The sequence below is a fragment of the Methylomarinum sp. Ch1-1 genome (assembly GCF_030717995.2).
Classification (GTDB): Bacteria; Pseudomonadota; Gammaproteobacteria; order Methylococcales; family Methylomonadaceae; genus Methylomarinum; species Methylomarinum roseum.
Genome location: NZ_CP157743.1, coordinates 2,026,195 through 2,045,126 on the forward strand (window position 1 = coordinate 2,026,195; position 18,932 = coordinate 2,045,126).

At 51.0% G+C, this 18,932-nt stretch carries 15 protein-coding genes and 1 other RNA gene; 9 read left to right on the forward strand and 7 right to left on the reverse strand.

The features are described 5' to 3' along the window. Positions 1-23: 23 nt before the first annotated feature. A complete protein-coding gene (locus Q9L42_RS09515; protein ID WP_349432684.1) occupies positions 24-1,700 on the reverse strand; it encodes a SulP family inorganic anion transporter in 1,677 nt (558 codons plus the stop codon). Between the two features lie 306 nt (positions 1,701-2,006). Here Q9L42_RS09515 and Q9L42_RS09520 point away from each other — a divergent pair, with 306 nt between their 5' ends. From Q9L42_RS09520 to Q9L42_RS09545, 6 genes are all read left to right on the forward strand, one after another. Beyond that, positions 2,007-2,714, forward strand: a complete 708-nt coding sequence (locus tag Q9L42_RS09520; protein ID WP_349432685.1) for a phosphatase PAP2 family protein — start codon at positions 2,007-2,009, stop codon at positions 2,712-2,714. Next, entirely contained in the window at positions 2,705-4,636 is a 1,932-nt protein-coding gene (locus tag Q9L42_RS09525; protein WP_349432686.1) for an LTA synthase family protein, read from the forward strand. Before Q9L42_RS09520 ends, Q9L42_RS09525 begins: the two co-directional genes overlap by 10 nt. Positions 4,637-4,728: 92 nt before the next feature. Then, on the forward strand, positions 4,729-5,652 hold the full coding sequence (locus tag Q9L42_RS09530) for a cation diffusion facilitator family transporter (RefSeq protein ID WP_305908672.1): 924 nt from the start codon (positions 4,729-4,731) through the stop codon (positions 5,650-5,652). Between the two features lie 17 nt (positions 5,653-5,669). Then, positions 5,670-6,236, forward strand: a complete 567-nt coding sequence (locus Q9L42_RS09535) for a cytochrome b/b6 domain-containing protein (protein WP_305908671.1) — start codon at positions 5,670-5,672, stop codon at positions 6,234-6,236. A gap of 106 nt (positions 6,237-6,342) precedes the next feature. Then, on the forward strand, positions 6,343-7,038 hold the full coding sequence (locus Q9L42_RS09540) for a response regulator transcription factor (RefSeq protein WP_305910245.1): 696 nt from the start codon (positions 6,343-6,345) through the stop codon (positions 7,036-7,038). Next, positions 7,016-8,326 (forward strand): sensor histidine kinase, encoded by a 1,311-nt coding sequence (locus Q9L42_RS09545; protein WP_305908670.1) that lies wholly within the window; start codon positions 7,016-7,018, stop codon positions 8,324-8,326. Before Q9L42_RS09540 ends, Q9L42_RS09545 begins: the two co-directional genes overlap by 23 nt. A 306-nt stretch (positions 8,327-8,632) precedes the next feature. Here Q9L42_RS09545 and Q9L42_RS09550 read toward each other — a convergent pair whose 3' ends face one another. The 3 genes from Q9L42_RS09550 to Q9L42_RS09560 are packed head-to-tail and all read right to left on the reverse strand — an operon-like array spanning position 8,633 to position 13,845. Continuing rightward, on the reverse strand, positions 8,633-10,270 hold the full coding sequence (locus tag Q9L42_RS09550) for a hypothetical protein (RefSeq protein WP_305908669.1): 1,638 nt from the start codon (positions 10,268-10,270) through the stop codon (positions 8,633-8,635). An 11-nt stretch (positions 10,271-10,281) separates the two neighbouring features. Further along, positions 10,282-12,024, reverse strand: a complete 1,743-nt coding sequence (locus Q9L42_RS09555) for an alpha/beta fold hydrolase (protein ID WP_305908668.1) — start codon at positions 12,022-12,024, stop codon at positions 10,282-10,284. A 21-nt stretch (positions 12,025-12,045) separates the two neighbouring features. Beyond that, positions 12,046-13,845, reverse strand: a complete 1,800-nt coding sequence (locus Q9L42_RS09560) for a GMC oxidoreductase (RefSeq protein WP_349432687.1) — start codon at positions 13,843-13,845, stop codon at positions 12,046-12,048. A 637-nt stretch (positions 13,846-14,482) separates the two neighbouring features. Here Q9L42_RS09560 and Q9L42_RS09565 point away from each other — a divergent pair. Further along, on the forward strand, positions 14,483-14,959 hold the full coding sequence (locus tag Q9L42_RS09565) for a YbhB/YbcL family Raf kinase inhibitor-like protein (RefSeq protein WP_305908663.1): 477 nt from the start codon (positions 14,483-14,485) through the stop codon (positions 14,957-14,959). 63 nt (positions 14,960-15,022) lie between these two features. On the opposite strand, the gene Q9L42_RS09570 is transcribed toward Q9L42_RS09565, so the two are convergent. The 3 genes from Q9L42_RS09570 to Q9L42_RS09580 form a co-directional block, all read right to left on the reverse strand. Beyond that, positions 15,023-15,757: a slipin family protein gene (locus Q9L42_RS09570; protein WP_305908662.1), complete on the reverse strand. Its 735-nt coding sequence runs from the start codon at positions 15,755-15,757 to the stop codon at positions 15,023-15,025. Further along, a complete protein-coding gene (locus Q9L42_RS09575) occupies positions 15,757-17,139 on the reverse strand; it encodes an NfeD family protein (protein WP_305908661.1) in 1,383 nt (460 codons plus the stop codon). Before Q9L42_RS09575 ends, Q9L42_RS09570 begins: the two co-directional genes overlap by 1 nt. Positions 17,140-17,473: 334 nt before the next feature. Next, positions 17,474-17,941, reverse strand: a complete 468-nt coding sequence (locus Q9L42_RS09580; protein WP_305908660.1) for a putative molybdenum carrier protein — start codon at positions 17,939-17,941, stop codon at positions 17,474-17,476. A 258-nt stretch (positions 17,942-18,199) separates the two neighbouring features. On the opposite strand from Q9L42_RS09580, the gene Q9L42_RS09585 reads away from it, so the two are divergent. Together Q9L42_RS09585 and ssrA are read left to right on the forward strand one after the other, a co-directional pair. Further along, entirely contained in the window at positions 18,200-18,406 is a 207-nt protein-coding gene (locus Q9L42_RS09585; RefSeq protein ID WP_432648896.1) for a cold-shock protein, read from the forward strand. 126 nt (positions 18,407-18,532) lie between these two features. Continuing rightward, positions 18,533-18,918, forward strand: a transfer-messenger RNA (tmRNA) gene (ssrA, locus tag Q9L42_RS09590). Positions 18,919-18,932: the final 14 nt, after the last annotated feature.

An 18,932-nucleotide genomic window follows, 5' to 3' on the forward strand; every position in this document is an offset into this window, starting at 1 on the left:
GTCAGTTCCCAACGAAAAAGTTGTTAAAGCGAGCTGCCGTGCCGACGTTCGTCCTCGGTCATCAGGCGCGCCGCCAGTGCATGATTGGAAAAGGTATGGATCGGCTCGCCGATCTGTCGGCAGCTTCCGCCTCGGCTTTGATAAGCCTGGATGAAGTCATGGAAATATTCCATCACAGTATGATCGATAAGGTAGCCGTTAGAAAAGTCCAGCGTTAAATTTTTTCCGTCAGGCAGGTTATCCAAGGTTTTTTTCAGCGGCAGAAAATTGGTGAACAAGACGGAACCAATCAGTTTAACGACGATGCCATCGTCCGTTTCAATCACGTGGAAGTGGACCTTAAACAAATTAGACCACCACACGCCGCGCAGGAGATGCACAAATATTTTGACGCTTATGCCGATCGCCACGCCGATCAACAGATCGGTCGCTAACACGCCGGCGATGGTGACGATGAATATGAAAAACTGTTCGCTGCCAATTTTAAGAACCTTGCTGAATTCCTTAGGCGAGGCCAACCGGAAACCGGTGTACACCAGCAAGGCGGCCAAAGCGGCCAACGGTATGCTGTGTATGACCTGGGGAAACAAGACGACAAACAACAGCATCAACGAGCCGTGAAAGAAGTTGGCCCAGCCGGTCTTGGCGCCGTTGTCGATATTGGCCGAGCTGCGAACGATCTCGGAAATCATCGCCGAGCCGCCAATCAGACCAGACAGCGTATTGCCGGCGCCGATCGCGCCCAAGTCCTTGTCCAAGTTGGAATGGCGCTTGTAGGGGTCGAGCTTGTCGACTGCGACGGTGCTGAGTACGCTTTCCAGGCTGCCGATCAGGCAGATGCTGACCACCGCGACCCAGAATTCTCCGGTGAAGAATTTACCGAAGTTCGGCAAATAAAAACTGGACAGGAAATGGTTGGAGATGGCAACCAAGTAGTTGGGGCCGACTTCGCCGTCATGCAAGGCCTGACCGGTCAGCATTTCCAGCTGGCGGGGCAGATGGAAAATATGCTGGTGTTGCAGGTCGAAAAAAGTGCCCAGACCTATGCCCAGCAACACCACGACGATCGGCGCGGGGACTTTTTTCAACAACGGATGCCGCAATCTGTTCCACAAAATCAAGATCAACAGACCGGCGCTGCCGATCAAACCGATTTCGGCATTCATGTTGAACATGCTGTGAGGTATCTGCGCCATCGTCGAAAACAGGCTGCCGGGGTCCGGAGTCACGCCCAGCATGACATGGATTTGCTTGGTCATGATGATAATGCCGATCGCCGTCAGCATGCCGTGCACCACCGAACTGGGGAAAAACGAACTGAGGCTGCCGGCCTTGAAAAAAGCCAACGCCATTTGCAGGATGCCGGCGACCATGATCGCAGCCAGGGCATATTGATAGCCTGCGCTAGCATCGCCTTCGCCGAGAGTCTGAACGGCGTCCAGTATCACCACGATCAAACCGGCGGCGGGGCCGGTGATCGTGACATAGGAACCATTGATCCGGGAAACAAACATGCCGCCGACGATGGCGCTGATGATGCCGGCCATCGGCGGCAAGCCCGAAGCCATCGCGATGCCAAGACATAAGGGCAAGGCGATCAGAAAGACCAAGAAACCTGACAGCAGGTCATCGCGCCAGTGTTTTTTCAAGCCGGCTAAACCGGATTCAGGTGTCGTCTGTTGCAAATATTCGTTGTTCACAATCTGATCCCAATAGTTGAAACACAATCGACTTTCAGCAAAACCTATGCCAGAGGTGGGGCGGTCCGTAATGCTTTGAATTATTGGGTATTTATTTTTTAGTTGACGGAGCAAGGAGTCTACGCCAAGGCGGGTTGGTTGATATAAACCAATATTGACTGGTTGATATCAACCAAACGTTCGCCGGAAAAAAAGAATTGAGTCGATAGTCTTCGCTTAACCCAAAATTAACCTGCCATTAACCCTTACTGAACTTGGCTTTTTTTATCATTGCAGCCGGTTGTTTAATTAACGGGAGACATGGTCTTGCATACCCAAATTCGGTGTGAGTTTGATCGTTTCGTCATCACGCACTTCATTGTTCCGTTCATGATGTTTGTGCTGGTTTTTTCCATGCTGGAGTTTTCCCGCCTGGATCTTCAAATCGCACAGTATTTTTACGATTCACTGCAACAGCAATGGCCGTGGCGCAATCACTGGCTAACCAAAACTGTGCTTCATGACGGGGGGCAGAAATTGAGCATCGCCATGGGGATATTGGTGTTCGGCGCCTTGCTGTTGTCGCGTTTTTACGCGAGCTTACGGCCTTATTCAAAGTTATTGGCCTATCTGTTTGTCGCCAGCATCACCGGTCCGGTGCTGATCGCGGTATTGAAGAACAATACCCATATCTATTGTCCCTGGGACCTAACCCTGTTCGGCGGCGACAAGCCTTATATCCGTCTGTTCGATTTCGCCAACTATCCATTGGCAATTGGGCGTTGTTTTCCCGCCGGACACGCCGGCGGAGGTTACGCCTTCATCAGTCTGTATTTTTTTCTGTTGGCCATAAAACCCGACTATCGGCACTACGGACTGCTTGCCGGCATGGTGATCGGCATCATTTTTGGCGTGACTCAACAAATGCGTGGCGCTCACTTTTTGAGTCATGACATTTTCTCATTAGCAATCTGTTGGTTTTCCTCGTTGTTCCTTTTTGGCGTCTTTTTTTGGAAAGAACTGCAATGGCAATAAATTCAAGTCGCACTGCATCTATGAAATCTCGTTTTTCCATCCTGACTCTGGCTTTTGCCATCAGTCTGCCTATTTTTGCGCTATTCCGGGTGATGTTGCTGCTTAGGCATTATGCGGATATCGATGAGCCAGCCTACAAGGTGGTCATCGCCTTGTTCTTAGGCGTTATCCATGACGTCGCCTTTCTAAGCTATTTGTTGATTCCATTTGCACTGTATTTATTGTTGGCGCCGAATCGTTTTTACCGTTCGCGAGTCAACAAGGCGATCATCTATCTGTTGTTTTTCGCGTGCCTGTACGGCCTTTACTTCGACATGGTGGCGGAATGGCTGTTCTGGAGCGAATTCGGCGTTCGTTTCAATTTCATCTCGGTCGACTACCTGATTTACACTCATGAGGTGATCAACAATATCATCGAATCCTATCCGTTGACCGGGTTGTTGAGTGCGATATTCGTCGCCGCGGTGTTGACGTTTGCGCTGTCCCGAAAAAAACTGCACGCTAGGCTAATGGTCGAAGACCGCTTCGCCAGCCGCGCTAAAATGGCGTTGGCTTTATTGGTGCTGCCGTTGGTCAGCTATGCGGCGATCGACCAGTCCCTGCATGAGATTTCTCGAAACCGTTTTATTAATGAAATCGCCACCAACGGCCCTTATCAATTTTTCGCCGCCTTCAGAAATAATGAAATCGATTATCGTCATTTCTATGCGTTGGACGATGATCGGCTTTTATCGCGGCAAATCAGAGCGTTGGTCGGTATCGATGGAGGTGACAAAGGGGCATCGGGACTCTATGATGTCAACAGACATATCAGCCGTTCAGGCGACGAAAAGCGCCTGAATGTGGTTTTGATTACCGTGGAAAGCCTGAGCGCCAACTTCCTGGCGCATTTCGGCAATGAGGAAAAACTGACGCCGTTTCTGGATCAATGGCTGGATGACGGGCTGTTATTCACGAATTTCTATGCCACCGGCACGCGCACGACCCGCGGTCTCGAGGCGCTGACTTTGTCGGTGCCGCCCACGCCGGGCCGATCGATCGTCAAACGGCCGGATAACGCCAATATGTTCAGTCTGGGGCGGGTGTTTCAGCAGAAAGGTTACGAGACGGTGTTTTTATATGGCGGTCGAGGATATTTCGACAACATGAACGCCTTTTTTTCCGGCAACGGTTATCGCATCGTCGATCAGACCGAGCTGAGCGATGAGGAGGTGCATTTCGAGAATGCCTGGGGTGTCGCCGACGACGATTTGCTGCGTCGAGCCCTGAAGGAAGCGGACCGGGAATTTGCCGCAAACAAGCCTTTTTTGTTTCATATCATGACCACCAGCAATCATCGCCCCTATACTTATCCGGAAGGCAAGATCGATATTCCCTCCGGAACGGGACGTTCAGGAGGAGTCAAGTATACCGATTATGCGCTGAAGGAATTTATTGCGGCGGCCAAGGATAAGCCCTGGTTTGATGATACCGTGTTTGTTCTTGTCGCCGATCACTGCGCAGGCAGTGCGCGGAAAGCGGCCTTGCCGGTGGAAAAATATCATATTCCATTATTTATTTATGCCCCGAAACATGTAAAGCCCGGTAAAATAACGACCTTGTCCAGCCAGATCGATGTCGCGCCGACCTTATTGGGCTTGTTGAATTTTAGTTACGATAGTCATTTCTTCGGCAAAGATATCCTGCAAATGCCGGCCAAACAGGGGCGGGCTTTGATCGGCAACTATCAGAAGCTGGGCCTGCTTAAAAACAATAAACTGACCTATCTGGCGCCGCAACAGCAGGTGTTTGTGATTGACGACCCTCTGAATAAAAATGAACTGCTGTCGCCGGAAAACGAGCAGGAATTAGTGCAGGAAAACATGGCGTATTACCAGGCGGCTGATTATATTTGGACGCATCGCTTAAATCGTTATCAGTAACAGCGGTCGGCAATGATTTTCGTGCGAACATAGCGCTAAATGCCGCAGGCTTTAAACCAGAGGAAGTTTTTCTTCATGAAAATCGCTGAACTATGACTGTCAATCATTCGAGCTGCTCTTTAACCGTTTATGCCTGGCTGTCGATTGCCGCGGCGGTCGCGACGATCACGTTGAAGAGCTATGCCTATTGGCTGACCGACTCAGTCGGCTTGTTATCCGATGCGATGGAATCGTTGATCAATCTGGCGGCGGCGGTCATCGCGCTGCTGGCTTTAACGGTGGCGGCTAAGCCGCCGGATGAAAAGCATGCTTACGGTCACGAAAAAGTAGAATATTTTTCTAGCGGCGCCGAAGGCGTACTGATTTTGTTGGCGGCGATCAGCATCATGTGGGTGGCTTGGGAAAGGCTCCTGCATCCGCAGCCAATTCGGCAGTTGGATATCGGCTTGGTCGTTTCGGCGATCGCCTCATTAATTAATTTACTGGTGGCGCGAGTATTGATCAGGGTCGGTAAGCGGCGTCAATCGATCACGCTGGAGGCCGATGGCAGACATTTGTTGACCGATGTGTGGACGACGGCTGGCGTCATCGCCGGCGTGGGTGTTATTGCCGGCCTGCAATGGCTGGGCTATCAGGGCTGGGAAAGACTGGATCCGATCATCGCGATATTGGTGGCCGTCAATATCGTCTGGACCGGCATCGGTTTGATGCGTCGCACCTTTGCCGGATTGATGGACGTCGCATTGGACAGTCGGGAACAGGAAACGATCATCGCGATATTGGATGAGTTCGTGCGGCGAGAAGGCATCGCCTACCACGCGCTGCGCACACGCTATTCGGGGAGTCGTCGTTTTATCTCGGTGCATATACTGGTGCCTGGCGTATGGACCGTGCAACAAGGCCACGACTTGCTAGAGCTGATCGAAAGCCGAATCAGCCGCCGTTTTGACAGCATCGATATCGACACCCATCTGGAGCCGATAGAGGACATCGTCTCATGGCGACATAATCATTAACTGAATCAGGAGAACTTATGAGTAATAGAGTTAAAGTCTGGGATCTGCCGCTAAGAATTTTTCATTGGACGTTGGTTGCGGCCTTCCTGATTGCTTATGTCAGCGAAGACGATTTGCTGACGGTCCATGTTTGGGCGGGTTACCTGATTGGCGGATTATTACTGTTTCGGATCGTTTGGGGGTTTGTCGGCAATCGTTACGCCCGCTTTGCCAATTTTATTTGCAGCCCGGCCGCGGGGCTGCGCTACCTGCAGGAAGTGGTCGAGTTGAAAGGCAAACGCTATCTTGGCCATAATCCGGCCGGCGCCTGGATGATCGTGTTGTTGCTGCTCAGTCTATTGCTGACGACGTTGACCGGGGTTGCCGTTTACGCGGCGGATCAGAGCGCCGGGCCTATGGCCGGACTGGTCGGGACTGCACAGGAAGAATTATGGGAGGAAAGCCATGAGTTTTTTGCCAATTTGACGGTGTTTTTGGTTATTCTGCATGTATTGGGCGTACTGCTTGAAAGTTTCGTGCATCGTGAAAGTCTGGTCAGGTCGATGTGGCACGGTTTTAAAAGAGCGGAGGAAGAGGGGGATTAGCGGGGATTGGTTGCCTTTTCGATGGTTTGATCGTTTTTTTGGCGTCTGGCTTTGGGCGGTTTACAACGGGTTTGGTTTATAAAAGATGGGATGATCATGAATTATGATGCGTTTGCTGATTATTGAGGATAATCAAGACTTGGCTTTGGAATTGGCGGATTATTTTGAAGACCAGGGCAACGTCATTGATTGCGCCAGCGACGGAGTGACTGGTTTGCATTTGGCCGTGATCAATGTCTATGATGTGTTGATTCTGGATCTGAGTCTGCCGGGCATGGATGGATTGGAGCTTTGCCGGCGTCTACGCGAAGATGCCGGCAAATGGTTGCCGGTGCTGATGCTGACCGCTAGAGACACCCTCGATGATAGAATCCGGGGCTTTGAACACGGTGCGGACGATTATCTGGTCAAGCCGTTTTCGTTGAAGGAGCTGCAACTGCGAGTTCAAGCACTAGCCAGGCGCGGCGCTGGTTCCCGTCAGGCACAGGTGTTGCATTGTGATGATCTGCGCTTGAACGTCGAAACGCGGGAAGTTAGCCGTGGCGGCAAGGAAATCGAACTCACCGTCATCGAGTTTCAGATCCTTGAATTACTGATGCGGCGCAGTCCGAAAGTGGTCAGCCGAAATGAAATGACTGCTAAAATCTGGGGGGACCATCCTCCCGACGCCGATGTATTAAAAGTGCATATTCATCATCTTCGCAACGCCATCGACAAACCCTTTGCCGAACAGTTATTGCATACGGTCAGAGGCGTCGGTTACAAACTACAATCCGAACATGCCCTACCGTCTGAATCTTAGATACCGGATCTTTTTCACCTACCCGTTGCTGGGATTTTTGATCAGTGTGCTGGTCATTGTCTTTTTTATTTTCTCCTTTGATCTGTTGGAAAGGCAATATATGGATAACTTTTTGCTGGAGGAACTCGATCATTTTATTGAGAACAGCACGTCGAATCCGGAGTTGACCGAACAGCACGCCAGTCACTGGGAAATCTATAAGATCGATGACGATCACCCGTTCGACTTGCTCAACTTCCTGTCCCAATATTCTCCCGGCACCTATGATGTGGAATTACGCGGTCAAATGTACGATATCGGCATTGCCGAACGCGATGGCGCAAGATATTACATACTCTACAACGATCAGGATGCGGAAGCGCTGGAAATCAATTTGATCGCCTTCATGGTCGCTAGCGCATGCGTGATCATCTGGGCCGCCACCGCTTACGGTTTGTGGTTTTCCAAACGGGTGTTGAAGCCGGTGATGTCATTGGCCGATGAAGTCAGGACGCTGGACCTTGGCGCCGCCGAAGCGATTGAGGTCGATAGCTATGCGCAAGATGAAGTCGGTTTTCTGGCTTCCGAATTTGACAGTTATATCAATCGGATCAGAAGGTTGATCGAACGGGAGCGGGAATTTACTGCGAATGCCAGTCACGAGCTGAGAACGCCGCTGACGATTATCAAGGCGGCGACCGAAGCGCTATTGTTGCGGCAGAATTTGCCGGAAGACATCAGAACCAGGCTATTAAGGATAGAACGGGCGGTTAACGAGATGAACAATTGTCTGCAGGTGTTGCTGATCTTGTCGCGGGAACCGGACCGGTCGCAGTTATTGACCGACTCGACGGATTTGGTCAGGTTGGTGGAGCAATTATTAGAGGATTATGAATCTCTGCGTCCGCCGGCGGTGAAAATTGTCAAGCATTTCGCGGCGAGGCCTGTCATCAAGGCACAGGAGGCGATGTTGTCGATCGTGTTGTGTAATGTGATCAAAAATGCCTTTTCCAATACCGTTGAAGGCGCCATTACCATAGAGATCGATGATCATCGGCTGACGTTGACCGATACCGGCAAAGGCATACCTCAAGAGTGTTTGCCACAGGTGGTCAAACGCGGTTATAAGGATCGGCATAGTGAGGGTCAGGGCTTGGGCTTGTCGCTGGTGCAGCGGATCTGCGATTATTATCAGTGGCGGCTCTCCATCGACAGCATCAGCGGCCAAGGGACGACGGTGATGCTGGAGTTCGCGCCAGTAACCCCGGATGGCTATGAAATGCCTCGTGAAGGGAGGGGCGTGTATTGAATTCTTTTGGCGGATCCGCTTGCGCGTGATCCACCTCACGGGGGCGGGTAGGGTGTGCTGACGAAAGGAAGCGCACCGGTTTTTGATGCGCTTCTCGCTGTTCAGCACATCCTACGCAGGAAGGCAGAGGGTTGACGTGGGAGCGCCGCCCTAATCTCGAAAAGCGGAGAAAGGGCAATCACGTTAGGTTGCTGGTGATTGCCACGTAAGCCACCTCCTTGAGTTTGCTTTGCTACAGCCGTCCTTGGCGTTATTGCAAAACCTGCATGTGGATATCATCGGCCACCATCCGGCCGGCGATAATGATCACAGTTGATCCATCTCATCGCCCCAATCAATGCTGTCTGAGACATAGTAGCGGAAACTTCGATGTTCATCCTGTTGTCGTCTCAACACAAACAATGCGCGGCCTACGCCACGGCGCCGATAACCGCCGTTTTCTTTGCCGAGGATTTGGTCGCGCCAGGTGCCGAAGTTGACGTAAGTAAAATTACTGCGCGGACGGGATGAATTCGGTTCAGCATATTCCATGCCGGCGTCCGATTGCAGTGGTATATGGGTATGACCTTCGCCGTGAAGACGAAAGCCGCGTTCCCAAAAGGCTTTTTGAAATGTCGGGAATTTTTGAATATCCTTAAAGCTCGCGCCGTCTTTGTGATAGACAGTCAAAGGCAACAGTTTTTTGTCGATAAATCCCATGAGGCTGAGAATCGCCTTGACCAGGGTCAACTGAATGCGGAACAAGCGAAAGGGACCGGTTAGCTTCAACCAGGCGCGGGCCGCTTTTAACATGATGCGCCTTTTCTTCGGCGAACTTTCCAGCGTAAAATCCCAGCTCAGCCACTCGCATATCGCCTGATACAGTTCTGATTCTATGATGTCACGAACTACCGCACTGGTTTCTTCACGCCGGGCTTCCTGCAATATACGGGTTACCGCCGCGGAAGAAGGCCGGTACAAATCCAGCTCATCCAAAATGCACTTTATGCGAGAAATTTCGGGTTCATTCCTTCCGGCCAATTGGTTTTTAGCTTGAAAAATAAACGTCGATAAAACACCGGCCGCGACGCTGTCGCCGAAGCACGCCGCGGTAAAGGGCTGATATTGCAATGTTTGCCAAATATCGGTACGCCAACCGTCGCCGACTGCCCACCCCAATTGATCGTTTTCCTGGTTAACGGCAAGGCTGTTGTTGGAATCGCGCCATTGGCCATGAGTGAGAAATAACCGTAAATCCTCATCTCCCCAATAGAATGGGAGCCAGGGTACGGTTTTGGGGTCGATAAAATGGTTTTCGTTAGCGAAGTACATTTTTCCGATCCAGCGTCGGTATTCTGGCGACAGTTCTGCAACCGGCTGGCCTAGGCAATCCTCGTAAAAGGATCTCAAAACCCGCTCGTCGGTCAACATTTCCTTGTCATGATTGCCGAGCAGCACGATGACATTGGTTTCTGTGCCATCGTGTTTGAGTGTGCTGCGCAGATTTTGTAAATGATAAAAAAATCCGCAGCTACCGTGTCGATGAGATTGAGACGCCTCGTCTTTTTGACCCGTTTGCGGTTTCCGGGCATGCAATTCAACAATACCCTGCATGATTTCGTTTAGCGCTTCATGGAATTTAGGGTTGGCTTGTTCGGGATTATCCGGCTCGGTTCTTTCCCAGGGGTACACGCCTTTTTGAGCCCAGACCGCAGTACGGATCATGTCGGCAACATCGCCAACCACCACTAGCGTCAATTCTTCAATGGTATTTTTCCGGCAAGTGCTGATGATTTCATTGAAAAAATCTTCCCAGGCCGTTTCCTCGGCGCTTTGTGTACCGGCCGTGCCGTCGGTGAAATGGACGTCGCTGATGCAGACGCATAGGCGGTTCTGTTTTGCCGGCGCTTTGCGTTCGGGTTGCAGCGTCTCCAGCGTGATGTTGAGGCTTTCGGATGTAGTCATAATGTTGTCCCTCAATCCCGGTTTTGTTCTAAAAATTGCAGGAAGCGGGGGAAAATGTCTTTATCGACGTTTTTACCCATAAACACGTCTTGGTGGCCATAGCCGGGGAAAACATGCAGCTGATGGCGTCCAGGAACAATTTCTTCCAAACGACGGTGACAAACGATGTTGGAGTCGGTGAATACCTTGTTTTTTTCTCCGGTCACGAATAACACTGGCGTTTCGATTTCCTCGGCATATTGGAAATAATTGTCGGGCAAGGGGCGATAGCGCGGGTCTTCGGTATTGTATTTCACCGCGGTATTGTCGTTGTTAACCATTTTATTGACATGCCGGTAATAGTTGACGCTGACGCCGCCATAAAGGTCGCCGCCGCGGCGGTGGGTCACATCGAGCAAATTTTCATGGCTGTACAGCGCGGGAAAACCGGTCCCCCACATGAAACTCAGCATATGACATTCCGGGACATCGCATTCACGATGGAATAAGGAGACGCCCCAGCCGATGGCTTTGCCGATCGACCAGCCCGGTTCGCGCCGCCAGTATGGATTAAGATATTCGAGACTGAAAACATAGTCTGATAAGAAAGGTCCCAGGGATAACTTGACCTTGGACCACTTCGGAATTCGCGGCGTTAATGCGACGCTGTTGGCGATAACGCTACGGATACCGGTGACGGTCTTGCCAAACAACGCCATCGTAAACGATACCGAGCCCAGGCAATGGCAAATCACATGGATGCGGCGGTTCGGCCCGACCGCTTCACGCACTTTAGCGATGGCGGCTGGGTGGTCGTATAATGCGATATCGTCCATGTTGAAGTTGTTCCGATGCAGGTTGTAGGAAAAGCGATTACTCATCCGATAATCCAGCGTCCATACGTCTTCGAAACCATGGTCGAGCAGGTATTGAACCAGATTATTATGTTCGGGCATGATGAACATATCGGAGGAGGTCGTTAAACCGTGCAGGATAACGACGACGTCATCACTGGCCGCACGTTGATAACGCAGCAAACTTAAGCCCAGTTTGTCGGTCGTGTTGAAGGGGTGGGTCGTGATTTCGGCATCTTTGACGCCTTCGGTGGTATAAAGCGGGATTTCCCGTTCGAAGGCCCCCATTCGCGGCATCAACGAGGGGCCGTAAATATCCCAGAGTCCTCCCATGAAAAACTTTCCGAAGCGTTCGATGCCTTGCATGCGTTCGGCGAGATTGCCGCCGCCGCTACGTATCGTGGTCAATTGTTTCATGAAATCCATCGTTTCGATATGCAGAATACCGACCGCGTACAGCTCGGCCTTAGCTTCTTGTTCGGCGGCTACATGTCCGCGAAACAGATTGGTGAATAACGTCGTGGTATCGCGCCATAAATCGGGACCGACGTTATCCTGAATTTCCTTGACGCCGCTGAAAGTCATCGGCTGGCCGGCCGAGTCATTAAAAAACAGTCGATAACGCATTTGTTTGCGGTTCAAATCGGCGCTGTCGACGAATAGATTGAAAACCCCTTTTTCGACGGTACAGCGGCCGCCGACCAAGTCTCCTTCGACATAGCCTATGGCTTCGGCTTGATGTTCCGGGGATTGCAGAAATTGATCCAGGTCTTCGCTACGGATGGTCAAATGAAACATGAAGTAATGGTTTTGTTCCCGGCCTCGTTGAAAACCGTCCTCGAACGCGGTCTCGTCCGCGCTCATATAGCCTTTCATTTCTTCGGTGAATTGGAATGAGATTGCTGTTGAATTGTTAGTCATAATGATTGTCTCGAGGTCGCGTTATTGTTGATCGTTGATGCCCAAATCGGCGTTCGGTTTAATGCCGGTAATTCCTTCGGCAATCCATTCGGCTGTCGCGGAAATGGTCGCAATGGGATTGGAACCGACCGCGCTGGGCAATATTGAACCGTCCGCGACATAGAGGCCTTTATAGCCAAAGGCTTCACCGCGATTTTGCGGATTTCCGCTGACCACTCCTTGATCCGGTGAGTCCGCTATAATACAGCCGCCCAAAGGATGTACGGTAATGTTGTGACGGTAAGGAAAAAAGGACGTGATGTTGCGGAATACCGGCCAACCCCAGGTCGGCAGTGGAATAAAGCAACGCCCTTTGACAAATTCCTGGAACCGTTTGCCGGTATCGAGGATGGCCTGATAAAGCGCCATGCTGGTGCTCTGCGGCCAATGCAAATCGATTCGGCCCTGTTTGTTTAACGATAATTTGCCGTCGCCGTGGTCCAGGCCCATGCATAACAGCACGCTGCTTTTATAGGATATGTCGCCTTTCAGTAGTTGATGAAAAGCCGAACCGAGCATGCCGGTCCATGAGCCGGTTGAAAGGCCTTTTTTCAGCCAGTCCCAGGCTATTTTTAACGTTCGTAAGGCTTTACGTATCCAGCCCATCGGATAGAAGCCCTCGATATACCAGGCAGCAAAACCGGGGTAGGCGGCATCCTCGAATATAAACGCTTGATTACGCTTGAAGTCGGAATACAGGTTATAGTCCGTGTACTGGGTAATCACCGGGCCGTAATTAGGGTCGGCTGGTTTTTGGCCTTCGGCGACGAAAGAGAGAAAATCACCATTGCCGGAGAACCAATGGCCCAGTTTTTGACTAAGATTCGGCAGGGTTTTGTGTACGTCGCGGCAGCGGAATAAAAGTTCGTTACTGCCGAATGTGCCGGCGGAGATGATGACGCGTTGGGTCGTGACTTGTAGGGTCTCATCTTTTTCAAGGTCGTTAAAGACGATCCTATAGCCGTTTGTACCGTCGGCTGCGCTATCGTCTTCACCTTCCGCATTCAACGGGACGATTTTGTCTACCAGGCACTCGGTCAAAATTTTTCCACCGTGTTGGGTTTCGCCCACATGCAGATAGTTCAAGTCCAAGGTGTTTTTGGAATGGGTATTGCACCCGACGTCGCATTCGCCGCAATAGACGCAGGAGGTTTGTAGGGCGCCATAGCGATTGGGTTCTTGTTGACCAATCGGCAGCGCTTCGCTTTTCCCCTTATAGCTATAGTCATTGCCAAAAAAAACGCAGATATCGGCCAAGGTGCTGGTGCGGTTTTCGTTTTTGGCGAATTCCTGAAACAATTCGGTGCGTACAATGCGGCGTCTTGGGTTTTGTTCCCAGGAAGGAATGGGGCGCGCCCCTAGCACTTCTTGCGCGACCCGATAATAAGGCGACAACAACGATTTGTTTAGCGCCTTGGGCCAACCTTGTTCGAAAACATGCTCAGGCGGCTCTAAAAACACATTGGCATAGATCAACGATCCCCCACCGAGAGCGGCCGAAAAAACCGCATCGATTTTATGAAAGGTGCGGATATCGAACATCCCTCGCAGATTTCTTTTGCGGATATGGCGAGGGCGTTTAACCGCATCGCCTTCGACGTTCCAGAAATTATCGCGCATCTGATGTGGCGTTCTAGGAAATGAACCCATTGGATAACGTTTGCCGCGTTCCAACAGCAAAACTTTGTCGCCCCATTTTTGAGCTAACCGACAAAAGTTGATTGATCCGCCGAAACCGCTGCCGACGACGACGGCTTCATAATCAAGGTTTTTGCTAACCATAATACCTCCTCATTGATTGTTGTTATTATGCAAGGCGACAGTTATTGCCTCATTTGGAAATGGGTCGTGCGCGAAATAGGTCCTTGTGCCGTAAACCTCTTTACGGAGTAAAGTCGCTTGTTGTTATTTTAATGGCCCTCTTAATAAATAGACCTAATTGCCTGATTTTGCAACATAGGATGCATTTAGTCATTGTTATTTCTGGCCGCCAAACTAAAATCTTACGCGACATTGGATCAATTAGATTTTCGATATCGCCCGGCGTAGAAACAGTCAGGAGTTTCTGAACGTTAAACTCGATCAAAAGCTTTCTGACTAGGGCAGGGCGCAGCAACGTTTGGAATCAGAATAGTTGTCAGGTTTTTATGTTCCGGTCTTCGATAATAGCAGCCAAGGGGGCGACGGTGATGCAGGAGTTCGGTCCTTAAGTCCCGATGACTGATGGTCCGCGGCAAAATTTAGAGCTTGCCAGCAGCAGATGTTCAGTTTATCGTTGAAGCGTCGGAAAAAGTCCCATTTATTCGATGAGGTGACCTGATGACTGCATTCAATCCACAAATCTTAATCCGTTTTATCTTGGTATTTTTCGGCGTTTTTTATGTTGCAGCGGTTCAAGCCGCGGAGGGGGGGAGCTGTCATGCCTTTAACGCTTAATTCATCCGATTTTTCCGACCGTGGGGAAATACCCGAACGCTTGACTTGCGACGGCGATGATATTTCGCCGGCATTAAGTTGGACAGGCATCCCGGCAAACGCGCAAAGCCTGGTGCTGATCGTCGATGATCCCGATGCGCCGGACCCGGCTGCGCCAAAAATGACCTGGGTTCATTGGTTGCTGTATAACATACCGACCAGCGCGACTGGCCTGCCACAAGCCGTTGAAAGCGGACAATTACCGGAAGGCGCGCTGCAGGGGCAGAACGATTGGGGGCGTAGCGGTTACGGCGGACCCTGTCCGCCTAAGGGCCGTCATCGTTATTTTCACAAACTATATGCCCTCGATGTGGTGCTGCCGGATCTGAAAAAGCCCAACAAAGCCGAGCTGGAACAAGCCATGCAGGGACATGTCATCGAACAGACTGAACTGGTCGGAACTTATCAACGCGGCCACTAGGGCCGCGGCTCGTGGGCGGTTAAGGTCTATTGTAAATTAGACCGTTTTGGCGAAATAACCGGGTCAGGACTTCAAGTTTTTCAATATGTCCAGCGGAAAGACGATGGTCGAAGACTTGTCGCCGGCGATTTCGGTCAACGTCTGCATATACCTGAGTTGAATCGCTTCCGATTGCCCGGACAGGATTTTCGCCGCCTGTAACAGTTTTTCGGAAGCCTGCATCTCCCCCTCGGCATGGATTACCTTGGCGCGTCGGGTGCGTTCGGCTTCCGCTTGCTTGGCGATGGCCCTGATCATACTTTCATCCAGGTCCACATGTTTGATTTCGACATTCGAGACCTTGATTCCCCATGCATCGGTTTGTTGGTCCAGGTTGGTCTGAATATCGATGTTCAGACGTTCGCGCTCGGCCAACATCTCATCGAGTTCATGCTGACCCAATACCGAACGCAAGGTGGTTTGAGCCAATTGGCTGGTGGCGTCGTAAAAATTTTCCACCTGTATGATCGCCTTGTCCGGTTCGATGACGCGGAAATAGACGACGGCATTGACCTTGACCGAGACATTATCGCGGGAGATGACATCCTGAGTGGGGACATCCATGACGATAGTGCGCAGATCGACGCGTTCCATTTGTTGGATCAGCGGGATGACGATGATGAACCCCGGTCCCTTGACCTTGTAAAAACGCCCCAGCATGAAAATGACGCCGCGTTCATATTCCCTGAGGACGCGAAACGCGCTGATCAGCAAGACCAGCAGGATACTGAAGAAGATATAACCGAAATTTGTAAACATCACTCGTCCCCTTGTAGTTGAATAGGCGTAACCTTTAACAGCAGGCCATCGATCGCGGTGACCCTCACTTTTTCATTTTTACGCAACGGCCGGTTGCAAGACGCTTGCCAGTTTTCACTATGAATGCGGACTCTCCCCATGCCGTCGAAGTCATCCAACACCACGCCGATGCGGCCCAACATTTCCTCCTTGCCGCTGACGATGGGATGATTTCTGGATTTGATCAACAGGCCGATGGCGATGATGAAGAAGGCCGCGCTGCTCAAGGCAAAGCCGGCAATCAAGCCCAGATCGATGCCGAAGCCGGGCACATCGGTATCTATCAAGATGATCGAGCCGATGACGAAGGCCACGACGCCGCCCAGCCCCAGGATGCCGATACTGGGCACAAAGGCTTCCGCGACCATCAGCGCCACCCCTAACAATATCAAGGCGATGCCGGCATAGTTGATCGGCAGCAGTTGCAAGGCGTACATGGCCAGCAACAAACAAATGCCTCCGATAGTGCCGGGAACGATGCTGCCGGGGTTGGCAAATTCGAACACCAGGCCATATATACCGATCATCAACAAAATATAGGCGATGCTGGGATTGGTGATGACGGCCAGAAACTCGCTGCGCCAGTCGGGAGCCATGCGTTTAATGGCGATGCCTTCGGTATTCAGGATGACTTCCTGGCCTGAGACCTTGACTTTTCGTCCCTGCAATTGGTTGAGTAAATCACGGACATCGGTAGCGATGATATCGATGACATTCAGTTTCAACGCTTCCTCGGCCGACAGACTGGCGGCTTCTCGCACCGCCTTTTCCGCCCATTGTTCGTTTCTGCCATGCATTTTCGCCAGGCCTCGAATATAAGCGGCCGCATCATTGACCATCTTGTGGGTCATCGGATCGGACAACGGTTTGTCTGGACCATTTTCTTTATCGTCCTGGTCTTTTTTGTCGTCGCCAAAACCGCCGAAGCCGCCGATTTGCACCGGCGTCGCCGCGCCTAGGTTGGTCGCAGGGGCCATCGCGGCGATATGACTGGCATAGAGTATATAAGTGCCGGCGCTGGCGGCGCGAGCGCCGCCCGGTGCGACATAGCTGATTACCGGGATCGGGGAGGAGATGATTTTTTTGATGATCCGGCGCATCGAGGTGTCCAGCCCGCCGGGGGTATCGAGACGGATTAACACCGCGTGAGCCTGAGTGTCGGCCGCTTTTTGCAGATTACGCTCGATATAATCGGTAGTTGCCGGGCCGATCACATCGTTAATCTCCAGTTGCATCAGGAATGTTGACGGGATCTTCGCTAGACTCTGTTCCTCGGCATCCGCTGCGACGGAGACAGTCAGCAAAACCAACACAATCAATCGTATGCTTCGAGCAATCCACATAACGCTTTATCCGCTGTTTTTTAATGCTCAGTGTACTCCTGGATTCTGCTGTCAGCAATCATTTAACGGCGTAAGCCCGCAAGGCAGACGGCAGCAATTCCCACTTTGGCGTTCAAAAAGGGCATGGGGAGCGTTTGGCGAGGATGTCGGCAGCAAGGATGCTGCCGTAAAGCCCCCAGCACCTAAATTCCATGGCTACTGGACTATAATTTACATTCCAGCATAATTTAGGTGCTGGGTGAACGGCGCTCCTCGACAGACACATCCCATGCCCTAAACACAGCAAAAATGCTCAAACTGATGCTGGGCAGACGGCTGATGAATATGGAATTTTTCAGAATCTGTTCAGGAAGCAGAGCAGGGCTTTTAGCGTATAAGCATAGGCCATCGGTTCACCGCTTGCCCGGGGGCCGGCAATGTTCAGGGTTTTGATGGAATGTTCGGCAATGAATGCCGCGATCCTTTGCGAAGCATACTCTGCTGAACATGCGTCGGCATCGATTAATAGATAGGGCCTATGCAGTTGGCGGCAGTATTGTAGGGTTTTCTTGGTGCCGCCAGACAGGGCGCCAAAATGAATAATGGCGGTCCCGTCGCTGTCGATGACATTCTGCCGTGTTCTTTGCCGGTAGCCGGCCCCTGTCAGCGCGGTGACAGGATAATGGGTAGGAATCGTTCCATCTTCGGCCATTCTGCCTTCAGGACACCAGCCGCCGCACTCTACGCCTGATCGCAGCGCCGCATCCAGGGCCGCACGATCAACGCCGGTTTGACCGCCGGAAACGATTTTTAAGCGGGACATGGTCTCATGGCTTAGGCTGCTAGCAAGAATTGATTAGGTAAAAAGACGCCGCTAGGCAATAATAAATTGACAATGATGCTAATCGGCGTACAATAGAATCCAGCTAGAGAATATGACTTACCTTTGTTTACCATTTCGATCTCTCCTGTAGTTGTTCGTCCTGTTTTTCATTTCGTAATTTCTTCATTATCTGCTTCATCTGCCTGCAATTAAGGCTACTACAATTATTTTATTTATATAGGACACATCATGTCTACAATGACTACTGGCACAGTTAAATGGTTTAATGCCGATAAAGGTTTCGGTTTTATCGAACAACAACAAGGCCCGGATGTTTTCGTGCATTTCAGAAATATCCTGAGCGGAAACAGCAGCTATAAATCTTTGGACGACGGTCAACACGTACAGTTCAGAATCACTCGTGGCCCAAAAGGTCCACAAGCCGAAGAAGTAACTGTTATCTAAACGATAAACCGGCGAGCTGCGCACCAATAGTGCGGCTCGCCAAATAATGTGAAACTGATAGGTTTATTTTCAGTAAAGACTTGAACTTTTTTACAGAAACATAACCTAACTGATAGTTCACATAAAGGGGGCGACCTGGCTTCGACGCGGGTAGCAAAACCTTAAGTGCATGCCGAGGACAGTACATCTCGTAAAATATACTGATATTAAAGTATTCGCAAACGACGAAAACTACTCAGTGGCTTTAGCAGCTTAAAACCTGCACCACTCCTCTGACTACATGTGCTTATGCGTGTAGCGTTTATCCTTAGGGAGAGACATTCAGGGGGCATCTCACATAAGATCGCGCCACGACTTTGTTCGGAGTCCGAAGCGTTAAAACCAATCGAAATCGCCGCTGATTTTCTTGGCCCGTCGGGTAGTCAACGGTTAAATCAAAAGCGCGGGATAAGCATGTAGACCTTATGGCGGAGTGCTTGCGGACGCGGGTTCAATCCCCGCCGCCTCCACCATCAACAAAAGACAA